Raw genomic sequence first — 22,817 nt, 5'->3', positions numbered from 1 at the left:
CTTCATGGTACCGAGCCGGGCGGCCCGGTGTTCATCCGGCCGGGCCCGGAAACGGAAGGACGGCGGTCGGATGATCCGACCGCCGTCCTTCCGTCATGATCTTCAGACCGTGACCAGGGTCTCCAGCGGGGCGCCGTCCAGGTGCCCGGCCAGCCGCTCGCGGCCGTCCAGGAAGCCCAGCTCCATCAGCACCACGACGCCCGCCAGCTCGGCGCCGGCCTCCTTCACCAGGTCCAGCGAGGCCCCGATGGTGCCACCGGTGGCCAGCACGTCGTCCACCACCAGCACCCGCTCACCGGGCGCGAAGGCGTCGCACTGCACCTCCAGCGTCGCCGAGCCGTACTCCAGCTCGTACGAACGCCGGAACACCTCGCCGGGCAGCTTGCCCTGCTTGCGGATCGGCACGAAGCCGAGCCCGGCCGCGAAGGCCGCCGGGGCCGCCAGCACGAAGCCGCGCGCCTCCAGGCCCACCACCTTGGTCGCCCCGAGCTCCTTCGCCCGGTCCGCCAGCGCCCGGGTGAGGGCGCCGAAGGCCTCGGCGTCGGCGAGCAGCGGCGCGATGTCCTTGAACAGCACACCCGGCTTCGGGTAGTCCGGGACGTCCCGGATCCGGCTGTTCAGCAGCTCGGCCAGTGCGGTGTCGACGGTGGTCACGGTGGTGGGTTCCTTAGGTTCGGGTTCAGCGCTTGGTGGACGGACGGCCCTTGGCACGCGAGGTGCCGGCCGACCGGCCGCGCTGACCGACCATACCCGCCGGCTGCTCCTCGTCCGCGTCCACGTCCGTCGGCACCGCGTCCGAGGCCTCCGCCTTGGCGGCCGCGGCCCGGTGCTGCAGGACGCGCTTGCGCAGCGCCTTCATGTCCGGCTGCTCCTCCTTGAGCTGCGCCAGCAGCGGGGTGGCGACGCAGATCGAGGAGTAGGCACCGGCCGCGAGGCCGATGAACAGCGCGAGCGAGATGTCGTTCAGGGTGCCGGCGCCCAGGATGCCGCCGCCGATGAACAGCAGTGCGGCGACCGGCAGCAGCGCCACCACGGTGGTGTTGAGCGAGCGCACCAGGGTCTGGTTGAGGCCCGCGTTGGCCGCCTCGCTGTAGGTGCGCTTGTTCTGCTTGGTGAGCCCCTTGGTGTTCTCCTTCACGGTGTCGAAGACGACGACCGTGTCGTAGAGCGAGTACCCGAGGATGGTCAGGAAGCCGATCACCGTACCGGGGGTGACCTCGAAGCCCACCAGGGCGTAGACGCCGATGGTGATCAGGAGGTCGTGGAGCAGGGCGACCAGGGCGGCCACCGCCATCCGCCACTCGAAGGCGATCGCCAGGTAGACCGTCACCAGCACCATGAAGACGATCAGGCCGGTGAGCGCCTTGTCGGAGATCTGCTTGCCCCAGCTGGGGCCGATCACCTGGGCCTCGACGGTGTCCAGCGGCACGCCGAACTTCTGCGAGAGCTGCGAACGGATCTCGTCCGAGCTCTTCGGCTCGTCGGTGCTGACCTGGATCCGGACCTTGTCCTTGTCCGTCGACTGCACCAGCGGGTGCGAGGAGACGATCCCGTCAGCGGTGTCCTGGGCCTGCGAGACCGTCAGGCCCGGCTTGGTCACGGTGTAGACCGAGCCGCCCTTGAACTCGATGCCCAGGTGCAGGCCCATGGCCAGGCCGATCGCCGCGACCAGCACGATCACGCCGGAGATGGAGTACCAGAGCTTGCGGCGCCCGACGAAGTCGAAGCTGACCTCGCCCTGGTAGAGCCGGTGGCCCAGATTGGAGAAGCGCGACACGGTGTCAGGCCTCCTTCACGGCGGCAGAGGAGGAGCTACGGCGACGGCTGCTGCGCAGCGGCGGGCGGGCGCCCAGCCGCTTCGGGTCCAGGCCGGACCACGGGTGACCCTCGGCGAAGAACTTGCGCCGGGCCAGCAGCGTGATCAGCGGCTTGGTGAAGAGGAAGATCACCACGACGTCGAGCGCGGTGGTCAGACCCAGGGTGAACGCGAAGCCCTGGACCTTGCCGATCGAGACCACGTAGAGCACGGCGGCACAGAGGAAGGACACGAAGTCCGAGACCAGGATGGTGCGCCGGGCGCGCGGCCAGGCCCGCTGGACCGCCGGGCGCAGCGGGGCGCCCTCGCGGACCTCGTCGCGGATGCGCTCGAAGTACACGATGAAGGAGTCGGCGGTGATGCCGATCGCGACGATCGCACCGCAGACCGCCGGCAGGTTCAGCGCGAAGCCGATCGCGCCGCCGAGCAGGCTCATCAGCGAGTAGGTCAGGGCCGCCGAGACGATCAGACCGGCGATCGAGACCAGGCCGAGGCCGCGGTAGTAGACCAGGGAGTAGGCGACGACCAGCAGCATGCCGATCGCGCCGGCGACCAGACCGGCCTTGAGCTGGTCGCTGCCCAGCGCCGGGGAGACGGTGGTGACGTCGCCCTTGCTGAACTCCAGCGGCAGGGCGCCGTAGCTCAGCACGTTGGCGAGGTCCTGCGCCTCGGGCTGGCTGAAGCGGCCGGTGATGACCGCGCTGCCGCCCGGGATCGGGCCGTTCACCTGCGGGTGCGAGACGACCTGGTTGTCCAGCACGATGGCGAACTGGTTGGTCGGCGGGGTCTGGGTGGCCAGCTGGCCGGTGACCTTGGTGAAGGCGTCGGTGCCGGCGCTGTTGAACTGCAGCTGCACCTGCCAGCCGGCGCCGGTCTGGGTGTCCAGGCTCGGCTGGGCCTTGGAGACGTCCGAACCCTTCACGGCGACGGGGCCGAGGGCCAGCTTCTCGTAGTAGCCGTTCTCCGGCTTCTGGGAGCAGGCCACCATGGCCTTGTCCTCGGCGCCGGTCTGGGCCGCGCGGACGTCGGGCTTGGAGCAGTCGAGGGCCGCGAAGGCGGCCTGCAGCTCCGGCGGGACGGTGCCCTGGGTCATCGCGGCGCTCAGGTCGGCGGCGCTCGGCTGGGTGGGCGCGGCGCTCGGCGCGCCGGTGGCGGCCGGGGTGGCCGAACCGGTGGCGGCGGCGGACGGAGCGGTGCTCGCGCCGGTGGCGGCGGCCGACGGGCTGGCGCCCTCGGCGGCCAGCGCCTCACCGACGGCGCGGCCCTGCTTGGTGGCGCTCGCGGAGGCGGTCGGCGCGTGGCTGGCGGAGGAGCTCGCGCCGGCCGAGGCCGACGGGGTGGCACTGCCCGAGGGGGCGGCGCTCGGGCTGCCGGAGGCCCCGGCGGACGGGGTGCCGGTGGGCGCGGGCGGGGTGACGCCGCTGGGCGCCACGGCCAGGACCGGACGGAAGAACAGCTTCGCGGTGGCGCCGACCTGGTCCGCCGCGTTCTGCTTGTCGCCGCCCTTGGGGATGTTCACGATGATCGTGTCCGAGCCCTGGGTCTGGACCTCCGCCTCGGAGACACCCATCCCGTTGACCCGGCGCTCGATGATCCCGGTGGCGATGTCCATGTTGGACTTGTTGATCGCCTTGGGGTCGGTCGACTTCGCGGTCAGCGTGATGCTGGTGCCGCCGGCGAGGTCGATTCCGAGCCGGGGCTTGGTGTTGCCCGTCCCGAACATGAGGGCGACCAGTCCGACGGTGACGACCAGGATGAGGGCCAGCGCCCGCCCTGGGTAGCCGTCGCGCGGGCGCGACTTGGGTGTTGCCACCTTGCTCGTTTCTCCCTGTCCATGCCACCTCCCCGACCGGACCCCCGTCCGGCTCGTGGCGGGACGGGGGCATGGTGGTTCTGCGGCCCTGAGGTCCTGTGGGCTCGCGGCACTGCGCCGCGCGGACGGGCGGGTTGCCCGTCCGTACTACTTGCTCGCGGGAGCCCCGCCCTCGGCATCGCCCTTCTCGGCGCTGTCCTTGGTGAGCGTCAGCGGCTTGTCCTCGACCGGTGCGGCGTCGGCGTCCTCGGCCTCCGGCTCGGACAGCTCGTCGTCCTCGGGGCGACCGTTGATGATCGCGTCGTACTCCTGGGGGTCCAGGACGGCCGCGATCGCGCTCTTCGTGAAGTGCGTGACGACGCCGGGAGCGATCTCCAGCTCGACGGTCTCGTCGTTGACCGCCTTCACCTGGGCATACAGGCCGCCGATGGTGCGCACCCCCGCCCCGGGCTCCAGCGCCGTCTGCATCTGCTGCATCTGCGCCTGGCGCTTCTTCTGCGACCGGAACATGAGCACGATCGCGATGATCGGGAGGAGAAGGATGATGAAGTTCACTGCAGCCAGGGTCCTTAACGGGCCGCCGGCCGGCGGCCTGTGTGGTATGGGTCGGCCCGTCGGGTGAGAGGGGCGGTCCGGCGGAGTCTAGGCGACCCCGAACTGATCGGACAACGCCAAGCATCGCATCCTGCCGCCGAAAGTGGCGACCCTGCGCCTGCACGGTTTTCCCGGACTTCTCCCCTGGCATCTCCACGGGGCCCGGCACCGGGCCGGGGCGGGAATCGGCGGCCATCTCTCACCCGTTCAGCCCAGACCGGTCAACTTCCGTCCGCCGGGAACAACTCCGGCTGGGGCGGCACGCTGCCCCGAGTGGTCTGCACCGGCGGGGTCTGGACCGGTGGAGTCAGGCCGAGGTGCTGCCAGGCGGCGGCGGTGGCGATCCGCCCGCGCGGGGTGCGGGCGAGCAGGCCCTCGCGGACCAGGAAGGGCTCGGCCACCTCCTCGACGGTCTCGGCCTCCTCCCCCACCGCGACCGCGAGTGTCGACAAACCGACCGGTCCGCCGCCGAACAGCCGCAGCAGCGCGTCCAGCACCGCGCGGTCCAGCCGGTCCAGGCCGCGGGCGTCCACCTCGTAGACGTCCAGCGCCTGGCCGGCGATCTCGGCGGTGACCACACCGTCGTGCCGGACCTGCGCGTAGTCGCGGACCCGGCGCAGCAGCCGGTTGGCGATGCGCGGGGTGCCGCGCGAGCGCCCGGCGATCTCGGCCGCGCCGGCCGGGTCTATCTCCACGTCCAGCAGCGTGGCCGAGCGGTGCACCACCCGCTGCAGCTCGACCGGGGCGTAGAACTCCATGTGCCCGGTGAAGCCGAAGCGGTCGCGCAGCGGCGGCGGCAGCAGGCCGGCCCGGGTGGTGGCACCGACCAGCGTGAACGGCGGCAGCTCCAGCGGGATGGCGGTGGCACCCGGACCCTTGCCGACGATCACGTCGACCCGGAAGTCCTCCATCGCCATGTAGAGCATCTCCTCGGCCGGCCGGGACATCCGGTGGATCTCGTCGAGGAAGAGCACCTCGCCCTCGGTGAGCGAGGAGAGGATCGCCGCGAGGTCCCCCGCGTGCTGGATGGCCGGGCCGGAGGTGATCCGGATCGGGGCGCCCAGCTCGGCGGCGATGATCATGGACAGGGTGGTCTTGCCCAGCCCGGGCGGACCGCTCAGCAGCACGTGGTCGGGCGCGCTGCCGCGCTTGCGGGCCGCCTGGAGCACCAGGGACAGCTGCTCGCGCACCCGCTCCTGACCGATGAACTCGTCCAGCAGCTTGGGGCGCAGCGCGGCCTCGACCGCCTGGTCCTCGCCGTCGGCGGCGGCCGTGACCAGCCGGTCAGCGGATTCCTCGTACATCCTCGCGGGCTCCAGGGGGTGTCAGCGGTGTCAGCGGTACCGACCGTGTCGACCTTGTCGACAAACGGACAGGTCGTCAGGTGGATTCAGCGGGCGCGGTTGAGGCCGCGCAGGGCGAGCCGCAGCAGCGCGCCGACGTCCGGGGTCTGCTGCGCCTCCGCCTCCGGGGTGACGGCGGCGACCGCCTCGTCCGCCTCGCGCGGGGCGTAGCCGAGGCCGGTCAGCGCCGAGTGCAGCTGCTCGCTCCACGGCGCCGGGCCACTGGCGATCGGCTTCTGCGCGGGCACCGCGCCGTGCGGGGCGCCCAGCTTGTCCTTGTACTCCAGCAGCAACTTGGCCGCCTTCGCCTTGCCGATGCCCGGCACCGCGACCAGCGCCTTCTCGTCCCCGCCCGCCACCGCGGCGCGCAGCGCGTCGGGGCTGTGCACGCCGAGGATCGCCTGGGCCAGCTTGGGACCGACGCCCGGCGCGGCCTGCAGGATCTCGAACACGGCGCGCTCGTCGTCGTCGGCGAAGCCGAACAGGGTCAGCGAGTCCTCCCGGACCACCAGCGAGGTCGCCAGCCGGGCCGGCTCACCCAGCCGCAGGCCGGCCAGGGTGTTGGGGGTGCACTGGACGGCCATGCCGACCCCGCCCACCTCGATCACCGCGGCTCCGGAGGCGATGGCCGCCACGGGCCCTTGCACGAAGGCGATCACCGGACGGTGTCTTTCACAGGAGCGGTGCCTTTCAGGGAATTGCCTCTCAGGGAATCGGCTGCCAGGGGCGCGGAGCGGGCGGCCTGGACGGCGGCCTGCAGCCGGTTGGTCGCCGCGCCGCGCCAGATGTGGCAGATCGCCAGCGCCAGCGCGTCGGCGGCGTCGGCGGGCTTGGGCGGCGCGTCCAGCCGCAGCAGCCGCTGCACCATGGCCGTGACCTGGGCCTTGTCCGCCCGGCCGGAGCCGGTGATGGCGGCCTTGACCTCGCTGGGGGTGTGCAGGGTGACGGGGATGCCGCGCCGGGTGGCGCAGAGCATCGCCACCGCGCTCGCCTGGGCGGTGCCCATCACCGTCCGGACGTTGTGCTGGGCGAAGACCCGCTCGACCGCGACCAGGTCGGGCCGGTGCTCGTCCAGCCAGCTCTCCAGGCCCTGCTCGACCAGCAGCAGCCGCTGCCCGATCTCGGCCTCGGCCGGCGTGCGCACCACGCCCACCCCGGCCATCCGCAGCGGCCGGCCCGGCGCGCCCTCGACCACGCCGACCCCGCACCTGGTCAGCCCCGGGTCCACACCCAGCACCCGCACGTCACGCCCCGCCTCTCTGTGACTCGCCACTCGCCTCCGGGCGCTCCGACCCGGTGCCGACGCTCTCCCCCAGCCTGGCGGCTGGGAGGTGCCCCCACGCTCCGGCGCTCCTTCGTCGCTTGTCGCTCGTCACTCTCGGCACCGGCGCGCCCTTCGGCTCGCGGCGAAGGATCGCCCTTCGGCGGGCGACCTCCGCAGGCTACCGCCCGGGTCCGACAACCCCGCCGACGACACCGGCCCGGCGGTCCTGGGACCACCGGGCCGGGCAGTGAGAACGATCACGGGTGCCGTTACTCGGCGTCGAGCTGCGCACCGACCTCGTCGGGGATGTCGAAGTTGGCGAAGACGTTCTGCACGTCGTCGCTGTCCTCCAGCGCGTCGATCAGCTTGAGGATCTTGCGGGCGCCGTCGACGTCCAGCTCGACCTGCATGCTCGGGAGGAAGTTGGCCTCGGCCGAGTCGTAGTCGACGCCGGCGTCGACCAGCGCGGTGCGCACGTCGACCATCTTGGAGGCCTCGGAGACGATCTCGAAGGAGTCGCCGAGGTCGTTGATCTCCTCGGGGTCCTGGTCGAGGACGATCTCGAACAGCTTGTCCTCGTCCACGCCGTCCGCCTTGGGGACGATCACGACGCCCTTGCGGGTGAACAGGTAGGACACCGAACCCGGGTCGGCCATCGAGCCGCCGTTGCGGGTCATCGCGACGCGCACGTCGGACGCCGCGCGGTTGCGGTTGTCGGTGAGGCACTCGATCAGGACGGCGACGCCGTTCGGGCCGTAGCCCTCGTACATGATGGTCTGGTAGTCGGCGCCGCCGGCCTCCAGGCCGCCACCGCGCTTGACGGCGCGGTTGATGTTGTCGATCGGGACCGAGCTCTTCTTCGCCTTCTGGATGGCGTCGTAGAGGGTCGGGTTGCCCGCCGGGTCGGGACCGCCGGTGCGCGCCGCCACCTCGATGTTCTTGATCATCTTGGCGAAGAGCTTGCCGCGCTTGGCGTCGATCACGGCCTTCTTGTGCTTGGTGGTAGCCCACTTAGAGTGGCCGGACATCGCCAGCTCCTTTACGTCGCCAAAGGGAAATGAAACAGATGAGATCTTACCGGTGTCGTCACCGGTAAGGCGCACACGGCCGCGGATGCCCTACTCGCCGGCGAGGTGCTCCTCGACCATCTTCACGAAGTAGGCGTGCACGCGGTGGTCGCCGGTGAGCTCGGGGTGGAACGAGGTGGCCAGCAGGTTGCCCTGGCGCACCGCCACGATCCGGCTCTCCGGGCCGTCCGCGCCGGGCAGCTCGGCCAGCACCTCGACGCCCGCGCCGACCGACTCGACCCAGGGGGCGCGGATGAACACGCCGTGCACCGGTGCGTCGTCCAGGCCCTTGAAGGCGATGCCGGACTCGAAGGACTCGTTCTGGCGGCCGAAGGCGTTGCGGCGCACCGTCATGTCGATGCCGCCGACGCTCTCCTGGTCCTCCCGGCCGTCGAGGATCTTGTCGGCCAGCATGATCATGCCCGCGCAGGTGCCGTACACCGGCATCCCGGCCGCGACCCGCTCGCGCACCGGGTCCATCACGCCGAACAGCAGCGCCAGCTTGGACATGGTGGTGGACTCCCCGCCGGGGATGACCAGCGCGTCGACCTCGGCCAGCTCCTCGGCGCGGCGCACCGGACGGGCGAGCGCGTCGGCCTCGGCCAGCGCCACCAGGTGCTCGCGGACGTCGCCCTGCAGGGCGAGGACGCCGATGACGGGAGTGCTCACGGTCTTCAACCTCAATCGATCGTTACTACGGAACTACGCGGCGCGGCCCGCCGCACACCGAGGCGCTGCGGCGGGCCGGCGAAGGGGAGGGAGCGATTACCAGCCGCGGTTGGCGTAGCGCTCGGTCTCCGGCAGGGTGTCGCAGTTGATGCCGACCATGGCCTCGCCCAGGTTGCGGGAGGCGTCCGCGATGATCTTCGGGTCGTCGAAGAAGGTGGTGGCCTTCACGATGGCGGCGGCGCGCTTGGCCGGGTCGCCCGACTTGAAGATGCCGGAGCCGACGAAGACGCCCTCGGCGCCCAGCTGGCGCATCAGCGCGGCGTCGGCCGGGGTGGCCACGCCACCGGCGGAGAACAGCACGACCGGCAGCTTGCCGAGCTCGGCGACCTCCTTGACCAGCTCGTACGGGGCGCGCAGCTCCTTGGCGGCGGCGTACAGCTCGTTGTGGTCCAGCGCGCGCAGGTGGCCGATCTCGTTCTTGATCTGGCGCAGGTGGCGGACGGCCTCGACGACGTTGCCGGTGCCGGCCTCACCCTTCGAGCGGATCATGGCCGCGCCCTCGGCGATGCGGCGCAGCGCCTCGCCCAGGTTGGTGGCACCGCAGACGAAGGGGGTGGTGAAGGCCCACTTGTCGGAGTGGTTGACCTCGTCGGCCGGGGTCAGCACCTCGGACTCGTCGATGTAGTCGACACCGAGCGACTGCAGGACCTGGGCCTCGACGAAGTGACCGATGCGGGACTTGGCCATCACCGGGATGGAGACCGCGTTGATGATCTCCTCGATCATGTTCGGGTCGGACATGCGGGCCACGCCGCCGTCCTTGCGGATGTCGGCCGGAACCCGCTCCAGGGCCATGACGGCAACCGCGCCGGCGTCCTCGGCGATCTTCGCCTGCTCGGCGTTGACCACGTCCATGATCACACCGCCCTTGAGCTGCTCGGCCATGCCGCGCTTGACCCGGGCGGTACCGATCTGCGGCTGGTCTGCGGTGGTGGGGGTGGTGGACACGTGAGACCTCACTCGAAGATGAACCAGTGCTATCGCCCTATGGTAGGCGGAACGAGTGGCCCAACCATGCGCCACCAAGTCCAGCCCGGACGACGGGATGCGACAAACGGGCCGTATCCGGAGACAGCCTAGGGTCTGTCTTCGCCCCGCAGGCGGGAGTCCGAAGACAGACCTAAGCTGGCGCACCCTCGGGCGTGAGGGCGGGCGGCGGAGCGTCGTCCATCTCGAAGGCCATCGGGAACGGCGCCTTCCCCGCCAGCCGGAAGTACCGCACCAGCCGGTGCTCCCGCACCGCCCGCGCAGCCCGCACCGCGTCGTTGTGGAACCGGCGGGCCATCGGCACCCGGCGGACCGCGGCCGTCAGATCACGAACCGCCTCCTCGCCGCCCGGCTCCGCCACCAGCACCGCCACCTGCTCCGGCTCCTCGAACACCGCCCGCAGCGCCAGGCTCAGCTGGCTCTCCGCCACCTCGCGGTGCTCGTCCTCGGCCTGCCGGGCCGCGTGCGCCGCGTCCAGCAGCAGCAGCGAGGCCGCCGGATCCAGCAGCGAGGACGTCGCCAGCTCCATCGCCACCGAGGCCCGGCGGACCAGCTGCGCGTCCAGCGCCGCCCGCGCGGCGTCGATCCGGGCGTGCAGCCGGTCCAAGCGGCCGGCCGTCCAACTCAGGTACATGCCGAACAGCACCACGGCCACGCCGGCCCAGATCCAGGTAGTCACGGGCCGCTACGTTACCGGGTGTCACCGACCGCCCCGGCCGGCGTCAGCCCTGGACGCTGGCGTTGCGGTAGCTCTCCCGGTCGATGTCCGCGATGTTCACCGCCGTGAACAGCCGGGTCCCGGACGGCGGGGTGACGTGCTCGGCCAGCAGCGCGATCACGCCCTCGCTCAGCGCCGCCTTCGCCTCCGGCGTACGGCCCGGGAACACCTGGAACTCGACGTAGACCTGGGCGTCGCCGGTCAGCCCGCCGGTGCCGACCACCAACTCCTCGCTCTGCCGGAACAGCGTCTTGCACGACTCCGGCTTGGCGTCGATCGTCTCCTCCGCCAGCCGGTTGATCGCCAGTCCCAGCGCCCGGCGGTCGAAGGTCCCGGCGAGGCTCGACGAGTAGTCGACGGAAATCTGCGGCATCGTTTCCCCCATGGGTCACAGTGGTGCGGTCGGCCCGACCCTAACGCCGCTGACACCCGGCCCGCCCCCGGGGACGCTCCTCGCTTTCGTCACCGGCGCGATCTCCGGCTCGGGGCGTTGCGCACGTCCTCCTCGACCACCGCCGCCGCCCCGGCCGTCACCGTCTCGTACACCGCCAGGATGTCCGCACCGACCGTCGACCAGTCGAACCGCCGCACGTGCCGCGAGGCCGCCTTGCGCAGCTCCTCCAGCCGCCCCGGATCCCCCAGCAGCCGCAGCGCCGTACGGGCCAGCGCGTCCGCGTCCTCCACCGGGAACAGCTCCCCGGCGTCCCCGCCGTCCAGCACCTGCTTGAACGCGTCCAGGTCGCTGGCCAGCACCGGGGCACCCGCCGACATCGCCTCCACCAGGATGATCCCGAAGCTCTCGCCACCGGTGTTCGGCGCCACGTACAGGTCCACGCTGCGCAGCAGCCGGGCCTTGTCCCGGTCCGACACCATGCCCAGGAACTCCACCTGCCCCCGCACCTCGGGCGCCAGGCCCGCCACGGCCTCCTCCTCGTCGCCCTTGCCCGCGACCAGCAGCCGCACCCCCGGCCGCTCGGCCAGGATCCTCGGCAGCGCCGCCAGCAGCGTCGGCAGGCCCTTGCGCGGCTCGTTGATCCGGCCGATGAAACCGATCGTGCCCGGCTCCCCCGCCGCCGCGCGCCCGGTCCAGCGCTCGTCCGGCTCGGCCCCCGCGAAGAACCCGACGTCCACCCCGTTCGGGATCACCACCGCGTCCCCGCCCAGGTGCTCCACCAGGGTGCGCCGGGCGTACTCCGACACCGCGATCCGGGCCCGCATCTTCTCCAGCCCCGGCTGCAGGATCGGCGAGGCCGCGATCATCGCCCGCGAGCGCGGGTTCGAGGTGTGGAAGGTGCCCACCATCGGCCCGGTGGCCGACCAGGCCGCCAGCATCGACAGGCTCGGCGAGGCCGGCTCGTGCACGTGCAGGATGTCGAAGCGCCCCTCGCGCAGCCAGCGCCGCACCCGCGCCGCCGACAGGATGCCGAAGCTCAGCCGCGCCACCGACCCGTTGTACGGCACCGCCACCGCCCGCCCCGCCGAGACCACGTACGGCGGCAGCGCCTCGTCGTCCTCGGCCGGCGCCAGCACCGACACCTCGTGGCCCAGACCGATCAGGTGCTCGGCGAGGTCCCGGATGTGGAACTGCACCCCACCGGGGACGTCCCAGTCGTACGGGCAGACGATGCCGATCTTCACGGGTTCCTCAAGCTCCTTCGGACAGGTCGTACGGGCCGGGCTCAGGCCCCGGAGGCCCCGGCGGCGGGCTCGGCCGCGGCCCCCGCGGCGGGCTCCGGACGCGCCGTGTCGCGGGCCGGCAGGTCGGCCAGCCAGAACTTCTGCAGCATGTGCCAGTCCTGCGGGTGCTCGCTGATCCCGCGCTGCCACACGTCCGCCATCGCCTGGGTCATCGCCAGCGTCCGCGCCTTGCGGTCGCCCTCCTGCGGCACCGGCACCTCGGGGTGGATGATCCCGCGCATCACCGGGCCGTCGTACCACAGCGTCACCGGCAGCAACGCCGCCCCGGTGCGCTGGCACAGCGCCGCCGGACCGGCCGGCATCCGGGTCGGCTCACCGAAGAACGACACCTCGATGCCCGCCTCCGAGAGGTCCCGGTCCCCCACCAGGCAGACCAGCTTGCCCTCGCGCAGCCGCCGCGCCAGCGTGCCGATCACGTTCACCCCGCCCCCGGTGAGCGCCAGGACCTCCATGCCCTGGCCCTCCCGGAACGCGACGAACCGGTCGAACAGCCGCTCCGGCTTCAGCCGCTCGGCGACCGTGGTGAACGGGTAGCCCAGCTGCGCGACCCAGGTGCCCGCGAGGTCCCAGTTGCCCATGTGCGGCAGCGCTATCACCGCGCCCCGCCCGGACTCCAGCACCTCCCGCAGGTTCTCGAAGCCGTCCACCCGGACGTCCCGGGCGATCCTCGCCCGGCTCCACACCGGCAGCCGGAAGGACTCCATCCAGTACCGCAGGTACGACCGCATCCCGGCCCGCGACAACCGCCGCAGCGCCGCCTCGTGCAGCCCCGGACGCACCCGGCGCAGGTTCGCCTCCAGCTGGCGCACCCGCGGGCCGCGGCGGCGCCAGGCGTAGTCCGCCAGCCGGTCGAACAGCCACCGCGCCACCGGCTCCGGCAGGTGCTTCAGCACCCCCCACCCCAGCGCGTACGCCCAGTACACCAGTCGGTCCGTCACCGCAGGACGCCCCCCGTCAACTCCCGGCCGCCACTCGGTCGGCCTCGAACGCCTCCCGGCGCACGGTCAGCATCCGCTGGAACACCGTCACCAGGCTGCCCGCCGCCACCAGCCACAGCGCCACCGGCAGCAGCCACTCCACGTACGGCACCCCGAACTCGTGCAGACCCGCGACCCCGGCCGCCACCAGGCTTGCCACCAGCCGCTCGGCCCGCTCCACCAGCCCCGACACGTCACACGGCAGACCCTGGCTCTCCGCCCGCGCCTTGGTGTACGACACCACCAGCCCGCTGGCCAGACAGAAGATCGCCACCGCGCACAGCAGGTTGTTGTCGCCCTTGCCCGCGTACCACATCGCCAGACCACCGAAGATCGCCGCATCCGCGACCCGGTCCAGCGTGGAGTCCAGGAAAGCCCCCCACTTGCTGCTCCGGCCCAGCTGACGGGCCATGTTCCCGTCCACCAGGTCCGAGAAGATGAACAGCGTGATCGTGATGGTGCCCCAGAAGAACTCCCCCCGCGGGAAGAACACCAGCGCACCGGCCACCGAACCGGCGGTACCGATCAGCGTCACGGCGTCCGGGCTCACACCCAACCGGATCAGGAACGCGGCGAACGGGGTCAGAACACGTGTGAAGAAGGCACGCGCGTATTTGTTGAGCATGGCCTTCTCAGCCGCTCCGATCTCCCAGGTACCCGCCTGGCGCAGCACACGGCGGCAGACGGCCGGACGAATGAGCCCGCCCGGCGCACCCATCGTAGCCACGCCCGAGACACGCTCCGGCGCACGCACCGCCGGACGGCGCACCGGCCACCGCCCACACACGGACGGTCACCCGACACGCGCATCGCCGGACCCGACCCTAGACTGCGAAAGTCAGCCTCGGCGCCACGGGAGGAGACCCCGATGCCCGACCGCAGCACCGCACGAGCCGGCCAGGCGCCCGCCATCACCGGCCCGCAGGACCTGCGCAACGTCGTCCTCATCGGCTCCAGCGGTGTGGGCAAGACCACCCTCGCCGAATCCCTCGCCCTCGCCGCCGGCGCCACCGGCCGCGCCGGACGCGTCACCGACGGCACCACCGTCTCCGACCACGAGGACATCGAGCACCAGCAGCAGCGCTCCGTCCAGCTCTCCCTGCTCCCGCTCGAGTGGAAGGGCGTCAAGATCAACCTGATCGACCCGCCCGGCCACCCCGACTTCGCCGCCGACCTGCGCGCCGCCCTGCACGCCGCCGACGCCGCCGTCTTCGTCGTCTCCGCCACCGACCCGGTCACCGCCCCCACCCGCGCCCTCTGGCGCGAGTGCGCCGCCGAGGGCATCCCCCGCGCCGTCGCCGTCGCCAAACTCGACCTCGCCCGCACCGGCTTCGACGACATCCTCACCACCTGCCACGACGCCTTCGACCTGGGCCCGGACACCCTGCGCCCGCTCTTCCTGCCCGTCCTCCACGACGGACACCCCGACGGCAGCGTCGACCTCCTCACCGGCGACACCTACGGCGACGCCACCCCCCTGCCCGACACCGGCCCCGCCCACGACAGCCTCGTCGAGGCCATCTCCGGCCAGGACGACACCCTCATGGAGCGCTACCTCTCCGGCGAGCCCCTCGACACCGACGCCCTCGAAGCCGGAATGCGCCGCGAAGTCCTCTCCTGCGCCCTCCACCCCGCCGTCCCCACCAGCGAGAGCGGCCTCGGCGCCGCCGAACTCCTCGACCTGATCGCCCACACCTTCCCGAACCCCACCGAACGCACCCGCCCCGCCCCCGCCTGCGACCCCGACGCCCCGCTCGCCGCCCAGGTCATCCGCGTCACCGGCGACGCCTACGTCGGCCGGATCAGCCTGCTGCGCCTGTACGCCGGCACCCTGCGCCCCGACACCCGGATCCACCTCGTCGGCCCCGCCCACACCGCCGACCAGAACGACGACGAACGCGTCACCGCCCTCACCAGTCCCTTCGGCAAACTCCAGCGCCCCGTCCCGCACGCCGTCGCCGGCGACCTGGTCTGCGCCGCCAAACTCACCACCGCCCGGGCCGGCGACACCGTCCACGCCCCCGGCCACCCCGTCGAACTCGAGAGCTGGACCCTGCCCGAACCCCTGCTGCCGATCGCCGTCGAAGCCCACAGCAAGGCCGACGACGACAAGCTCTCCCAAGCCCTCACCCGGCTCAGCGCCGAGGACCCGGCCCTACGCCTCGAACAGAACCCCGACACCCACCAGCTCGTCCTCTGGTGCACCGGCGAAGCCCACGCCGAAGTCGTCCTCGACCGGCTGCGCACCCGCCACGGCGTCCACGTCGACACCGTCGAACCCAAGGTCGCCCTGCGCGAGACCTTCGGCACCGCCGCCGCCGGCCACGGCCGGCTGGTCAAACAGTCCGGCGGCCACGGCCAGTACGCCATCTGCGACCTCGAGGTCGAACCCCTCCCGGCCGGCTCCGGCTTCGAGTTCCAGGAACACGTCGTCGGCGGCGCCGTCCCCAAGCACTTCATCCCCTCCGTCGAGAAGGGCGTGCGCGCCCAGCTCGCCAAGGGCGTCGCCACCGGCTACCCGCTCGTCGACGTCCGGGTCACCCTCACCGACGGCAAGGCCCACTCCGTCGACTCCTCCGACGCCTCCTTCCAGAACGCCGCCGCCCTCGCCCTGCGCGACGCCGCCGAGCACGCCGTCATCCGCCTGCTCGAACCCGTCGCCGCCGTCAGCATCCTGCTGCCCGACGAGTACCTCGGCGCCGTCCTCGGCGACCTCTCCGCCCGCCGCGGCCGCGTCCTGGGCACCGAGACCGGCGGCCAGGGCCTCACCCTGCTGCGCGCCGAAGTCCCGGAACTCGAACTCGTCCGCTACCCGGTCGACCTGCGCTCGCTCACCCACGGCACCGCCGAGTTCTCCCGCGCCTACCTGCGCCACGAACCCATGCCCGCCGCCCTCGCCGAGCGCTACACCGACTGAGCCGGCTTCCGGTTCGGCAGCGCACACGCCGCCGTACCCCCCGGCATCCGGTGCCTGTTCCGCGACACCCAGCGGTACACCACACCCGCCACCGGACGCACCGGCCCCAGCGCCATCAGCGCACCCAGGTACGCCCACGCACCCCCGGAGCGCATCAGCACCCGCGCCACCGCCTGCGCGCCCCCGTACACCCGGCCCGCCGGCGTCACCCACAGCACCTCGCGCTCGGCCCGCTCGGCCGACACCTCACCCCGGCCGCCCGCCAGCGCGTCCAACTCCGCCAGCTCCGCGAACTGGAACGGCACCGCCTCCCAGCCCCCCGAGGCCAGCGTCTGCCGCAGGTACTTCTCCCCCCAGCGCACGCACGACGAACAGAACGCGCAGTCCCCGTCGAAAACCAGCACCGGATCCTTCACGGCAACCCCCTTCATCGGCTTCACCGTCCATCCTCCTCCACCCCCACCGGAGCGGCCCGGGCGGGTATCGACCCGGCCGAAAGCGGGCATCATGCCCCTCAGGCCGGGCGCGGCCGGAACGTGACGGTTCGTCACGGTACTTCAGACGATCATCCGCGCGGGGGTGCCACGGCACGGTAACCTGCCGCTGACAAGGGGAGGAGGGGACGCCACCGTGACCACACTCGACATGACCCCGGGTGCGCAGATACCCCGGACCGACGCCGGCCCGCAGACCGCCGTCACCCAGGCGCTCTCCTCGGCCGCCTACCGCGACGGCGAGATCGGCCAGTTCGCCACGGACGTCACCGACGTCACGGCGAAGAAGGGCCGCTTCGCCCTCTTCCGCCCCAACGTCGGCGAGGCCTTCAGCAAGGCACTGATCTCCCGCGCCCTCGGCGGCGACCGCAAACCCCTCGTCCCCTCCTTCGGCGTCGACACCCGCCAGGTCGTCGAACACTGCCTCGCCGCCGAGGAACTGCGCCACGCCCGCGACCGCCAGCTCAGCACCGTCAGCGTCGTCACCGGCCTGCTCTTCCTCCCCGGCACCCTGATCTGGCTCGGCGCCTTCCAACTGCGCGCCTGGCTCAAGCGGGACAACACCCGCGGCGCCGACACCTACGGCGCCCTCGCCCTCATCGCCACCGCCGTCCTCGCCGCCGTCCTGCTGCTCCGCCCCCCGGCGGACGGCGTCCTCGGCATCTACCTGCGGATCACCATGCTCGCCCCGGTGCTCGGCTGGTACCTCGCCCGCCGGATCGTCGAGCGCTCCGCCAAGGACCTCCGCGGCCGCTGGCAGGATCTGGTCGAGGGCACCGCCGTCGCCGCCACCGTCGCCAAGGCCGTCCCCCGCGACGACCTGGACAAGAAGGCCAACGACCTGCGCGACAAGCTCGGCCGGCTGGACGCCGAGCAGGAGACCAACATCCACCACTACGCCGGTCCCAAGGGCATCCTCGGCGCCGGCCGCCGCTGGGGCGAGTGGCGCCTCGCCGACACCCTCCACCCCGCCGAGGGCCACGTCGACTTCCGCGCCTTCCACCCCTGGGACCTGGTCCGCCGGATCTCCGCCCATCTCAAGGGCCTCGGCGTCAGCCACGTCGCCAACAGCGGCATCCCCGACGTCGCCATCAAGCAGTGGGTGGTCTTCGACGTCAGCGAGACCGCCGACGAGATCAGCCGCCCCGCCGGCGCCGACATGGACGGCGAGCGGATGCGCGACTTCGCCGTGCAGGGCCTCGCCGACAAGCAGACCTTCCCCGGCGGCCCCCGGCACTACCTGGCCACCCAGTTCATCACCCACGACGGCAAGCTGGTCATCACCTTCACCGTCACGGTGACCCTGCTCGCCAACGTGCTCAGCATCTCGGTGGCCGGCTACGCGCTCGGCCCGGTCAAGGGCGTCTTCTTCGACAAGCCGAAGGACAAGGAGAAGACGATCGCCAAGACGGTGAAGTTCTGGGAGGAGCGCACCGTCAAGCTCCCCTTGATCGACAACGACGAGGTGGTCCGCCAGGCCGTCCGCGCCCCCTTCCACCGGATGCCCGGCCTGCTCGGCTGGCTCGGCGGCGGCCTCGGCCTGCCCGAACCCTTCGGGCTGCGGCACGCCTGGGTCGCCACCGCCTGGAACAACCGCTCCATGGTCGACAACGCGCTCAACGCCTCCGTCCCGGTGCTCAACGCGGTGCACACCGCCACCCTGGAGTTCCTCCAGGAGCACGACCTGGACGCCGACCGCTTCTTCAAGAACCGCACCTCGATCATCAAGTCCGAGGCGCAGGGCAGCCGACCGTACAAGGTCGACCAGTTCGACGCCGGCTGATCCGGACGACGTACGAAGGGGGCCCGCCACCGAACTCCTCGGTGGCGGGCCCCGCTTCTCGCGTGGGGTCAGCCCTGCGGCCAGACCTCGGCCAGCATCTTGCGGGTGTCCGCCAGCAGCTGCGGCAGCACCTTGGTGTGGCCGACCACCGGCATGAAGTTGGTGTCCCCGCCCCAGCGCGGAACCACGTGCTGGTGCAGGTGCGCCGCGATCCCGGCCCCGGCCGCCGCGCCCTGGTTCATCCCGATGTTGAACCCGTGCGCCCCCGAGGCCGCGCGCAGCGCGGTCATCGCCCGCTTGGTGAAGTCCGCCAGCTCGGCGGTCTCCGCCTCGTCGAGGTCGGTGTAGTCGGCCACGTGCCGGTACGGGACCACCATCAGGTGCCCGCCGTTGTACGGGTACAGGTTCAGCACCGCGAACACGGCACTCCCCCGCGCGATGACCAGCCCGTCCTCGTCGCTCAGCGACGGGATCGAGCAGAACGGACAACCGTCGTCCGGAGCCGGGCCGGTGGGCTTGTTCTCACCCTGGATGTACGCCATCCGATGGGGGGTCCACAGGCGGCGGAAGCCGTCCGGCTCACCGACACCCCGCTGCAGTTCCGGCTCAGTCGTCATGCTGATCAGCATATTCGCCCAATCTTGCTTGCAAAGCCGCGCGGGGCAGACTCTTGAAGAGCCCGCCCCGCGCGTGACCTCGGCGACTGCCTCGGCGACCGGCACACCGTTCGAATCACCCCCGCTCAGGCGGGGAGGGGTTACACCTGAATACGGCGGGCCACTGCATCGACGATCTCGGCGATCGCCTGGTCACGCGGGACGCCGTTCTTCTGCTCGCCGTTGCGGTAGCGGAAGGAGACCGCGCCCGCCTCGACGTCGTCGTTGCCGGCGATCAGCATGTACGGAACCTTGGTCTTCTGGGCGTTCCTGATCTTCTTCTGCATGCGGTCGTCCGAGGTGTCCACCTCGACCCGGATCCCGTGCTTCTTCAGCTCGGCCGCGACCTCCTGCAGGTACGGCACGTGCTCGTCGGTGATCGGGATGCCGGTCACGGTGACCGGGGCCAGCCACGGCGGCATGGCACCGGCGTAGTGCTCCAGCAGCACCGCGAAGAAGCGCTCGATCGATCCGAAGAGCGCCCGGTGGATCATGACCGGCCGCTGACGCGAGCCGTCCGCCGCGGTGTACTCCAGGTCGAAACGCTCCGGCAGGTTGAAGTCCAGCTGAATCGTGGACATCTGCCAGGTGCGGCCGATCGCATCCTTGGCCTGCACCGAGATCTTCGGGCCGTAGAAGGCCGCGCCGCCCGGGTCCGGCACCAGCGGCAGACCCTGCTTCTCGGCCACGGCCGCGAGGACGCGGGTGGCCTCCTCCCAGGTCTCGTCGCTGCCGACGTACTTCACCGGGTCCTTGGTCGACAGCTCCAGGTAGAAGTCTGTCAGACCGTAGTCACGGAGGAGGTTGAGCACGAAGGTCAGGGTCGAGTCGAGCTCGTCCGCCATCTGCTCGCGGGTGCAGTAGATGTGGGCGTCGTCCTGCGTGAAGCCGCGGGCGCGGGTCAGGCCGTGCACGACGCCGGACTTCTCGTACCGGTACACCGTCCCGAACTCGAAGAGGCGCAGCGGCAGTTCACGGTACGAGCGGCCGCGCGCGTCGAAGATCAGGTTGTGCATCGGGCAGTTCATCGGCTTGAGGTAGTAGTCCACGCCCTCGTCGAGCTGCATGGGCGGGTACATACCGTCCGCGTACCAGTCGAGGTGGCCGCTCTTCTCGAAGAGCTTCCCCTTGGTGGCGTGCGGGGTGTAGACGAACTCGTAGCCCTCTTCCTCGTGCCGCTTGCGCGAGTAGTCCTCCATGGCGCGGCGGATGATGCCGCCCTTGGGGTGGAAGACGGCGAGGCCGGAGCCGATCTCCTCCGGGATGGAGAAGAGGTCGAGCTCGTTGCCGAGCTTGCGGTGGTCGCGCTTCTCGGCTTCGACGAGGAAGTCCAGGTGGGCCTTGAGCTCTTCCTTGGTCGGCCAGGCGGTGCCGTAGATGCGCTGGAGCTGCGGGTTCTTCTCGCTGCCGCGCCAGTACGCAGAGGCGTTGCGCATCAGCTTGAACGCCGGGATGTGGCGGGTGCTGGGCAGGTGCGGGCCGCGGCAGAGGTCGCCCCAGCACTGCTCGCCGCTCTTGGCGTCCAGGTTGTCGTAGATCGTGAGCTCGCCGGCGCCGACCTCGACGTCGGCGCCCTCGCCGGCGGTGGCGGCGGAGCCCTTGAGGCCGATCAGCTCCAGCTTGTACGGCTCGGCGGCCAGCTCCTCGCGGGCGGCCTCGTCGGTGACCACACGGCGGGAGAACTTCTGCCCGCGCTTGATGATCTCCTGCATCTTCTTCTCGATGGCCTTGAGGTCATCGGGGTGGAAGGGCTTCTCGACGTCGAAGTCGTAGTAGAAGCCGTCCTTGACCGGCGGGCCGATGCCGAGCTTGGCCTCGGGGTAGAGCTGCTGCACGGCCTGGGCCATGACGTGCGCGGTGGAGTGGCGCAGGATGTCGAGGCCGTCCTTGCTGTCGATCGCGACCGGCTCGACCTCCTCGCCGTCCTGGAGGACGTAGGCGAGGTCCTTGAGCTGGCCGCCGACGCGGGCGGCGATGATCGAGCGGTCGTCGGCGAAGAGCTCGGCGGCCGTAGTGCCCGTCGTCACCACGCGCTCTTCCCGATCGGGTTCGCGGCTGATGATTACCCGGACGTCCGTCACCGGTCTCTCCTGACGTACTGGATTTCAGAGGACGCAACACTGCGCTGCGCGTGACGATGGTACCGAGAGCGCCACCCGCACCGTGAACTCAGGACCTCTCTCCCCCCTCCTGGAGTCCCTTGAGCAGCCGCTCGCGCTCGTCCTCCCCCCAACCGCACAGCTCCAGGCCGTGGGCCCGGGTCAGCCGGCGGAATCCGTCGCGCCGCTCGAGGCGGCCGGAGACCCGGACCGGGACGCCGGAGAGGTGGGCCTCGGCGGCGAGCCGGTAGTCGGGGTCGGGCAGGCGCAGCTTGAGTTCGCGGACTTCGGCGCCGCCGAGCACCCGCAGTCGTACCGAGCCGGGACCGGACGGGTCGGCGCGCTTGAGCCGGACCACCACGGCGACCACGGTGACGTCGACGGCGGGCTCGATCCGTGCCAGCAGTCCGGCGGCCTCGGTCAGGGCGGGCAGGTCACCGGGGGAGAATTCGAGGTCGATCCGGCGGTCGCCGAAGCCGCCCGGGGTCCCGGCGGCGGGCGACCAGGCGACGGTGAGCCGGGCGGCGGTGGCACCGCGCACCAGGTCCTCGACGGACTGGACGAGTTCCCGGCTGACTCCGGACCGGACGGCGTTCTCGAAGGCCTCCGGCCCGCCGCTGACCCGGCGGTAGTCGACGGCGTCGCGCAGCGCCTCGAGGGCGCGGACCAGTGTGGTGACGGCGGTCCGGCCCTCGGGGGCGGGGGTGTGGGCGGTGAGGGCGGCGCCGTGCTCGACGGCGCCCTGTTCGACGAGCAGGACGCGGTCCAGGAAGTCCCCGGCGAGGTCGTCCAGCCTGGCGCCGTAGTAGGCGGCGGTGGTCCGGCCGGCCTTGGCCCCGGCGGCGAGCATCGCGCGCGCTGCCCGCTGGAGCCGCTCGGCGTCGTCCCAGGGGGTGGCGTCGGCGGGGCCGGGCAGCTCGCGGCGCCAGCTCAGCTCGTCGCCGGGGACGGCGAGGGCGAGCAGGATCGAGCGGGCGGAGGGGGTGCGGGAGCGGGAGAGCGCGGTGACGGCGTCGGTGAGGAGTTCGACGGCGTCGTCGAAGCCGTCCGCGGTGGGGACGAGGAGGCTGGTGCCGGGTTCGCCGTCCGGCGGGGTCCAGCGGCCGTACCGGGCGGCGGGTCCGCCGCGCCGGACCCAGCCGTGCCGGGCGAGCAGGGTGGCGAGCACCGCGGGGTCGACGGTGGCCGGGTCGGGCAGGGCCGGGGCCCGGCCGTCCGGTCCGTGCGGCAGTGTCATGGGCGTGGCTCCTCGCTGCCGGGGCCGGGTGGTCACGGGCTCTCGCCCGTGCCGACCCGGGCCATGATGTCGCAGAGCGCGCGGTCGTCGAAGACCCTGTCGGTGGGCACCCGGACGTTGGTGCGCCGCTGTCCGGTGACGGGGTGGCCGGCCAGGTTGACCCAGTAGCAGCAGTGCCGCAGCTCGAGGGCGTCGGGGCGGGCCCGGAGCCAGTGGTCGACCCGGCGCGGCAGCAGCATCACGACCAGGATGCGCGGGACGGCGACCCGGGCGCGGGCGAGCTTGCGCAGGTGGTCGTTGTCCAGGGTGAAGCTGAAGAACGGCCCGGCCGGGTCGGGCGCGATCTGCTGGGTCGCCTTGAGCTGGATCTTGATGGTGACCTCGTCGTCCACCTCGTGCTCCCGGGAGCCGTGGCTGACCTGCCAGTCGATGCCGTTGTCCGGGAAGGGCTGGGAGAGCGAGCAGCCGGCCGCGGCGGCGACCGCGTGCAGGTAGCCGACCTGCAGCGTCTCCATGCACGCGGTGACCGCGAGGTTCCCCCGGAGTGCGGCCGCCGCCCCGTCGGGCTGCGGCTGGGTCAGTGCCATCGCCCCGTGGCCTCCCCCGGCTCCGGGCCCGTCCGGAT

The 22,817-nt window shown here is 71.9% G+C and carries 22 protein-coding genes; 2 read left to right on the top strand and 20 right to left on the bottom strand.

Annotated elements, in window-relative coordinates; genetic code table 11:
- Positions 1-102: 102 nt before the first annotated feature.
- From O1G21_RS31185 to pgsA, 15 genes are all read right to left on the bottom strand, one after another.
- Positions 103-654 (bottom strand): adenine phosphoribosyltransferase, encoded by a 552-nt coding sequence (locus O1G21_RS31185; RefSeq protein ID WP_270148348.1) that lies wholly within the window; start codon positions 652-654, stop codon positions 103-105.
- A 25-nt stretch (positions 655-679) separates the two neighbouring features.
- Complete coding sequence (gene secF, locus O1G21_RS31180) at positions 680-1,777, bottom strand: protein translocase subunit SecF (protein WP_270148346.1); 1,098 nt, start codon at positions 1,775-1,777, stop codon at positions 680-682.
- Between the two features lie 4 nt (positions 1,778-1,781).
- Positions 1,782-3,629 carry a protein translocase subunit SecD gene (gene secD, locus O1G21_RS31175; RefSeq protein ID WP_405000742.1) on the bottom strand — a complete coding sequence of 616 codons (1,848 nt, stop codon included), beginning with the start codon at positions 3,627-3,629 and terminating at the stop codon, positions 1,782-1,784.
- Positions 3,630-3,776: 147 nt separating this feature from the next.
- A complete protein-coding gene (yajC, locus tag O1G21_RS31170; RefSeq protein WP_270148345.1) occupies positions 3,777-4,184 on the bottom strand; it encodes a preprotein translocase subunit YajC in 408 nt (135 codons plus the stop codon).
- Positions 4,185-4,444: 260 nt separating this feature from the next.
- Positions 4,445-5,527 carry a Holliday junction branch migration DNA helicase RuvB gene (gene ruvB, locus O1G21_RS31165; protein ID WP_270148344.1) on the bottom strand — a complete coding sequence of 361 codons (1,083 nt, stop codon included), beginning with the start codon at positions 5,525-5,527 and terminating at the stop codon, positions 4,445-4,447.
- A gap of 86 nt (positions 5,528-5,613) precedes the next feature.
- Positions 5,614-6,225, bottom strand: coding sequence for a Holliday junction branch migration protein RuvA (gene ruvA, locus O1G21_RS31160; protein ID WP_270148343.1), 612 nt, complete (start codon positions 6,223-6,225; stop codon positions 5,614-5,616).
- Positions 6,222-6,809 carry a crossover junction endodeoxyribonuclease RuvC gene (gene ruvC / locus O1G21_RS31155; protein ID WP_270151359.1) on the bottom strand — a complete coding sequence of 196 codons (588 nt, stop codon included), beginning with the start codon at positions 6,807-6,809 and terminating at the stop codon, positions 6,222-6,224. The genes ruvA and ruvC overlap by 4 nt, the downstream gene beginning before the upstream one ends.
- Before the next feature lie 290 nt (positions 6,810-7,099).
- Entirely contained in the window at positions 7,100-7,858 is a 759-nt protein-coding gene (locus O1G21_RS31150) for a YebC/PmpR family DNA-binding transcriptional regulator (protein WP_030286352.1), read from the bottom strand.
- A gap of 90 nt (positions 7,859-7,948) precedes the next feature.
- Entirely contained in the window at positions 7,949-8,566 is a 618-nt protein-coding gene (gene pdxT / locus O1G21_RS31145) for a pyridoxal 5'-phosphate synthase glutaminase subunit PdxT (RefSeq protein ID WP_270148339.1), read from the bottom strand.
- A 96-nt stretch (positions 8,567-8,662) separates the two neighbouring features.
- Positions 8,663-9,574: a pyridoxal 5'-phosphate synthase lyase subunit PdxS gene (pdxS, locus tag O1G21_RS31140; RefSeq protein ID WP_270148337.1), complete on the bottom strand. Its 912-nt coding sequence runs from the start codon at positions 9,572-9,574 to the stop codon at positions 8,663-8,665.
- Positions 9,575-9,746: 172 nt separating this feature from the next.
- Positions 9,747-10,247, bottom strand: coding sequence for a hypothetical protein (locus O1G21_RS31135; protein ID WP_270151358.1), 501 nt, complete (start codon positions 10,245-10,247; stop codon positions 9,747-9,749).
- A gap of 88 nt (positions 10,248-10,335) precedes the next feature.
- Positions 10,336-10,704 carry a 5-carboxymethyl-2-hydroxymuconate Delta-isomerase gene (locus tag O1G21_RS31130; protein ID WP_270148335.1) on the bottom strand — a complete coding sequence of 123 codons (369 nt, stop codon included), beginning with the start codon at positions 10,702-10,704 and terminating at the stop codon, positions 10,336-10,338.
- Between the two features lie 89 nt (positions 10,705-10,793).
- Complete coding sequence (locus O1G21_RS31125; RefSeq protein ID WP_270148334.1) at positions 10,794-11,969, bottom strand: glycosyltransferase family 4 protein; 1,176 nt, start codon at positions 11,967-11,969, stop codon at positions 10,794-10,796.
- Between the two features lie 41 nt (positions 11,970-12,010).
- A complete protein-coding gene (locus O1G21_RS31120) occupies positions 12,011-12,967 on the bottom strand; it encodes a phosphatidylinositol mannoside acyltransferase (protein WP_270148332.1) in 957 nt (318 codons plus the stop codon).
- A 16-nt stretch (positions 12,968-12,983) separates the two neighbouring features.
- Positions 12,984-13,631: a phosphatidylinositol phosphate synthase gene (gene pgsA / locus O1G21_RS31115; RefSeq protein WP_270151357.1), complete on the bottom strand. Its 648-nt coding sequence runs from the start codon at positions 13,629-13,631 to the stop codon at positions 12,984-12,986.
- 243 nt (positions 13,632-13,874) lie between these two features.
- Between pgsA and O1G21_RS31110 the strand changes: the two genes are divergently transcribed.
- Positions 13,875-15,923 carry an elongation factor G-like protein EF-G2 gene (locus O1G21_RS31110; protein WP_270148331.1) on the top strand — a complete coding sequence of 683 codons (2,049 nt, stop codon included), beginning with the start codon at positions 13,875-13,877 and terminating at the stop codon, positions 15,921-15,923.
- Here the strand turns inward: O1G21_RS31110 and O1G21_RS31105 are convergent.
- Positions 15,911-16,354 (bottom strand): thiol-disulfide oxidoreductase DCC family protein, encoded by a 444-nt coding sequence (locus O1G21_RS31105; protein WP_270151355.1) that lies wholly within the window; start codon positions 16,352-16,354, stop codon positions 15,911-15,913. The two genes, O1G21_RS31110 and O1G21_RS31105, sit on opposite strands and share 13 nt — an antisense overlap.
- Positions 16,355-16,553: 199 nt before the next feature.
- Between O1G21_RS31105 and O1G21_RS31100 the strand changes: the two genes are divergently transcribed.
- Positions 16,554-18,200: a hypothetical protein gene (locus O1G21_RS31100; protein WP_270148330.1), complete on the top strand. Its 1,647-nt coding sequence runs from the start codon at positions 16,554-16,556 to the stop codon at positions 18,198-18,200.
- 68 nt (positions 18,201-18,268) lie between these two features.
- Here the strand turns inward: O1G21_RS31100 and O1G21_RS31095 are convergent, their stop codons facing one another.
- The 4 genes from O1G21_RS31095 to O1G21_RS31080 all read right to left on the bottom strand — a co-directional run bounded on the left by O1G21_RS31095 (position 18,269) and on the right by O1G21_RS31080 (position 22,779).
- A complete protein-coding gene (locus O1G21_RS31095) occupies positions 18,269-18,829 on the bottom strand; it encodes an HIT family protein (protein ID WP_270148328.1) in 561 nt (186 codons plus the stop codon).
- Between the two features lie 128 nt (positions 18,830-18,957).
- The gene (gene thrS / locus O1G21_RS31090; protein ID WP_270148326.1) at positions 18,958-20,937 is read right to left on the bottom strand and encodes a threonine--tRNA ligase; all 1,980 of its coding nucleotides are present in this window, start codon (positions 20,935-20,937) and stop codon (positions 18,958-18,960) included.
- A gap of 88 nt (positions 20,938-21,025) precedes the next feature.
- Complete coding sequence (locus tag O1G21_RS31085; protein ID WP_270148325.1) at positions 21,026-22,192, bottom strand: hypothetical protein; 1,167 nt, start codon at positions 22,190-22,192, stop codon at positions 21,026-21,028.
- Positions 22,193-22,224: 32 nt separating this feature from the next.
- Positions 22,225-22,779: a DUF4365 domain-containing protein gene (locus O1G21_RS31080; RefSeq protein WP_270148323.1), complete on the bottom strand. Its 555-nt coding sequence runs from the start codon at positions 22,777-22,779 to the stop codon at positions 22,225-22,227.
- Between the last annotated feature and the right edge of the window lie 38 nt (positions 22,780-22,817).

This window comes from Kitasatospora cathayae (genome assembly GCF_027627435.1).
GTDB classification, from domain to species: domain Bacteria; phylum Actinomycetota; class Actinomycetes; order Streptomycetales; family Streptomycetaceae; genus Kitasatospora; species Kitasatospora cathayae.
The sequence above is the reverse complement of the archived record's forward strand: the minus strand, read 5'-3'. Positions and strand labels throughout refer to the sequence as shown.

What these genes read in the sequence shown, in the direction of transcription:
- ruvB (WP_270148344.1), bottom strand. Translation starts at nt 5,527, where the DNA reads ATGTACGAGGAATCCGCTGACCGGCTGGTCACGGCCGCCGCCGACGGC.
- O1G21_RS31150 (WP_030286352.1), bottom strand. Translation starts at nt 7,858, where the DNA reads ATGTCCGGCCACTCTAAGTGGGCTACCACCAAGCACAAGAAGGCCGTG.
- O1G21_RS31135 (WP_270151358.1), bottom strand. Translation starts at nt 10,247, where the DNA reads ATGTACCTGAGTTGGACGGCCGGCCGCTTGGACCGGCTGCACGCCCGG.
- O1G21_RS31130 (WP_270148335.1), bottom strand. Translation starts at nt 10,704, where the DNA reads ATGCCGCAGATTTCCGTCGACTACTCGTCGAGCCTCGCCGGGACCTTC.
- pgsA (WP_270151357.1), bottom strand. Translation starts at nt 13,631, where the DNA reads ATGCTCAACAAATACGCGCGTGCCTTCTTCACACGTGTTCTGACCCCG.
- O1G21_RS31110 (WP_270148331.1), top strand. Translation starts at nt 13,875, where the DNA reads ATGCCCGACCGCAGCACCGCACGAGCCGGCCAGGCGCCCGCCATCACC.
- O1G21_RS31105 (WP_270151355.1), bottom strand. Translation starts at nt 16,354, where the DNA reads ATGAAGGGGGTTGCCGTGAAGGATCCGGTGCTGGTTTTCGACGGGGAC.
- O1G21_RS31095 (WP_270148328.1), bottom strand. Translation starts at nt 18,829, where the DNA reads ATGCTGATCAGCATGACGACTGAGCCGGAACTGCAGCGGGGTGTCGGT.
- O1G21_RS31085 (WP_270148325.1), bottom strand. Translation starts at nt 22,192, where the DNA reads ATGACACTGCCGCACGGACCGGACGGCCGGGCCCCGGCCCTGCCCGAC.
- O1G21_RS31080 (WP_270148323.1), bottom strand. Translation starts at nt 22,779, where the DNA reads ATGGCACTGACCCAGCCGCAGCCCGACGGGGCGGCGGCCGCACTCCGG.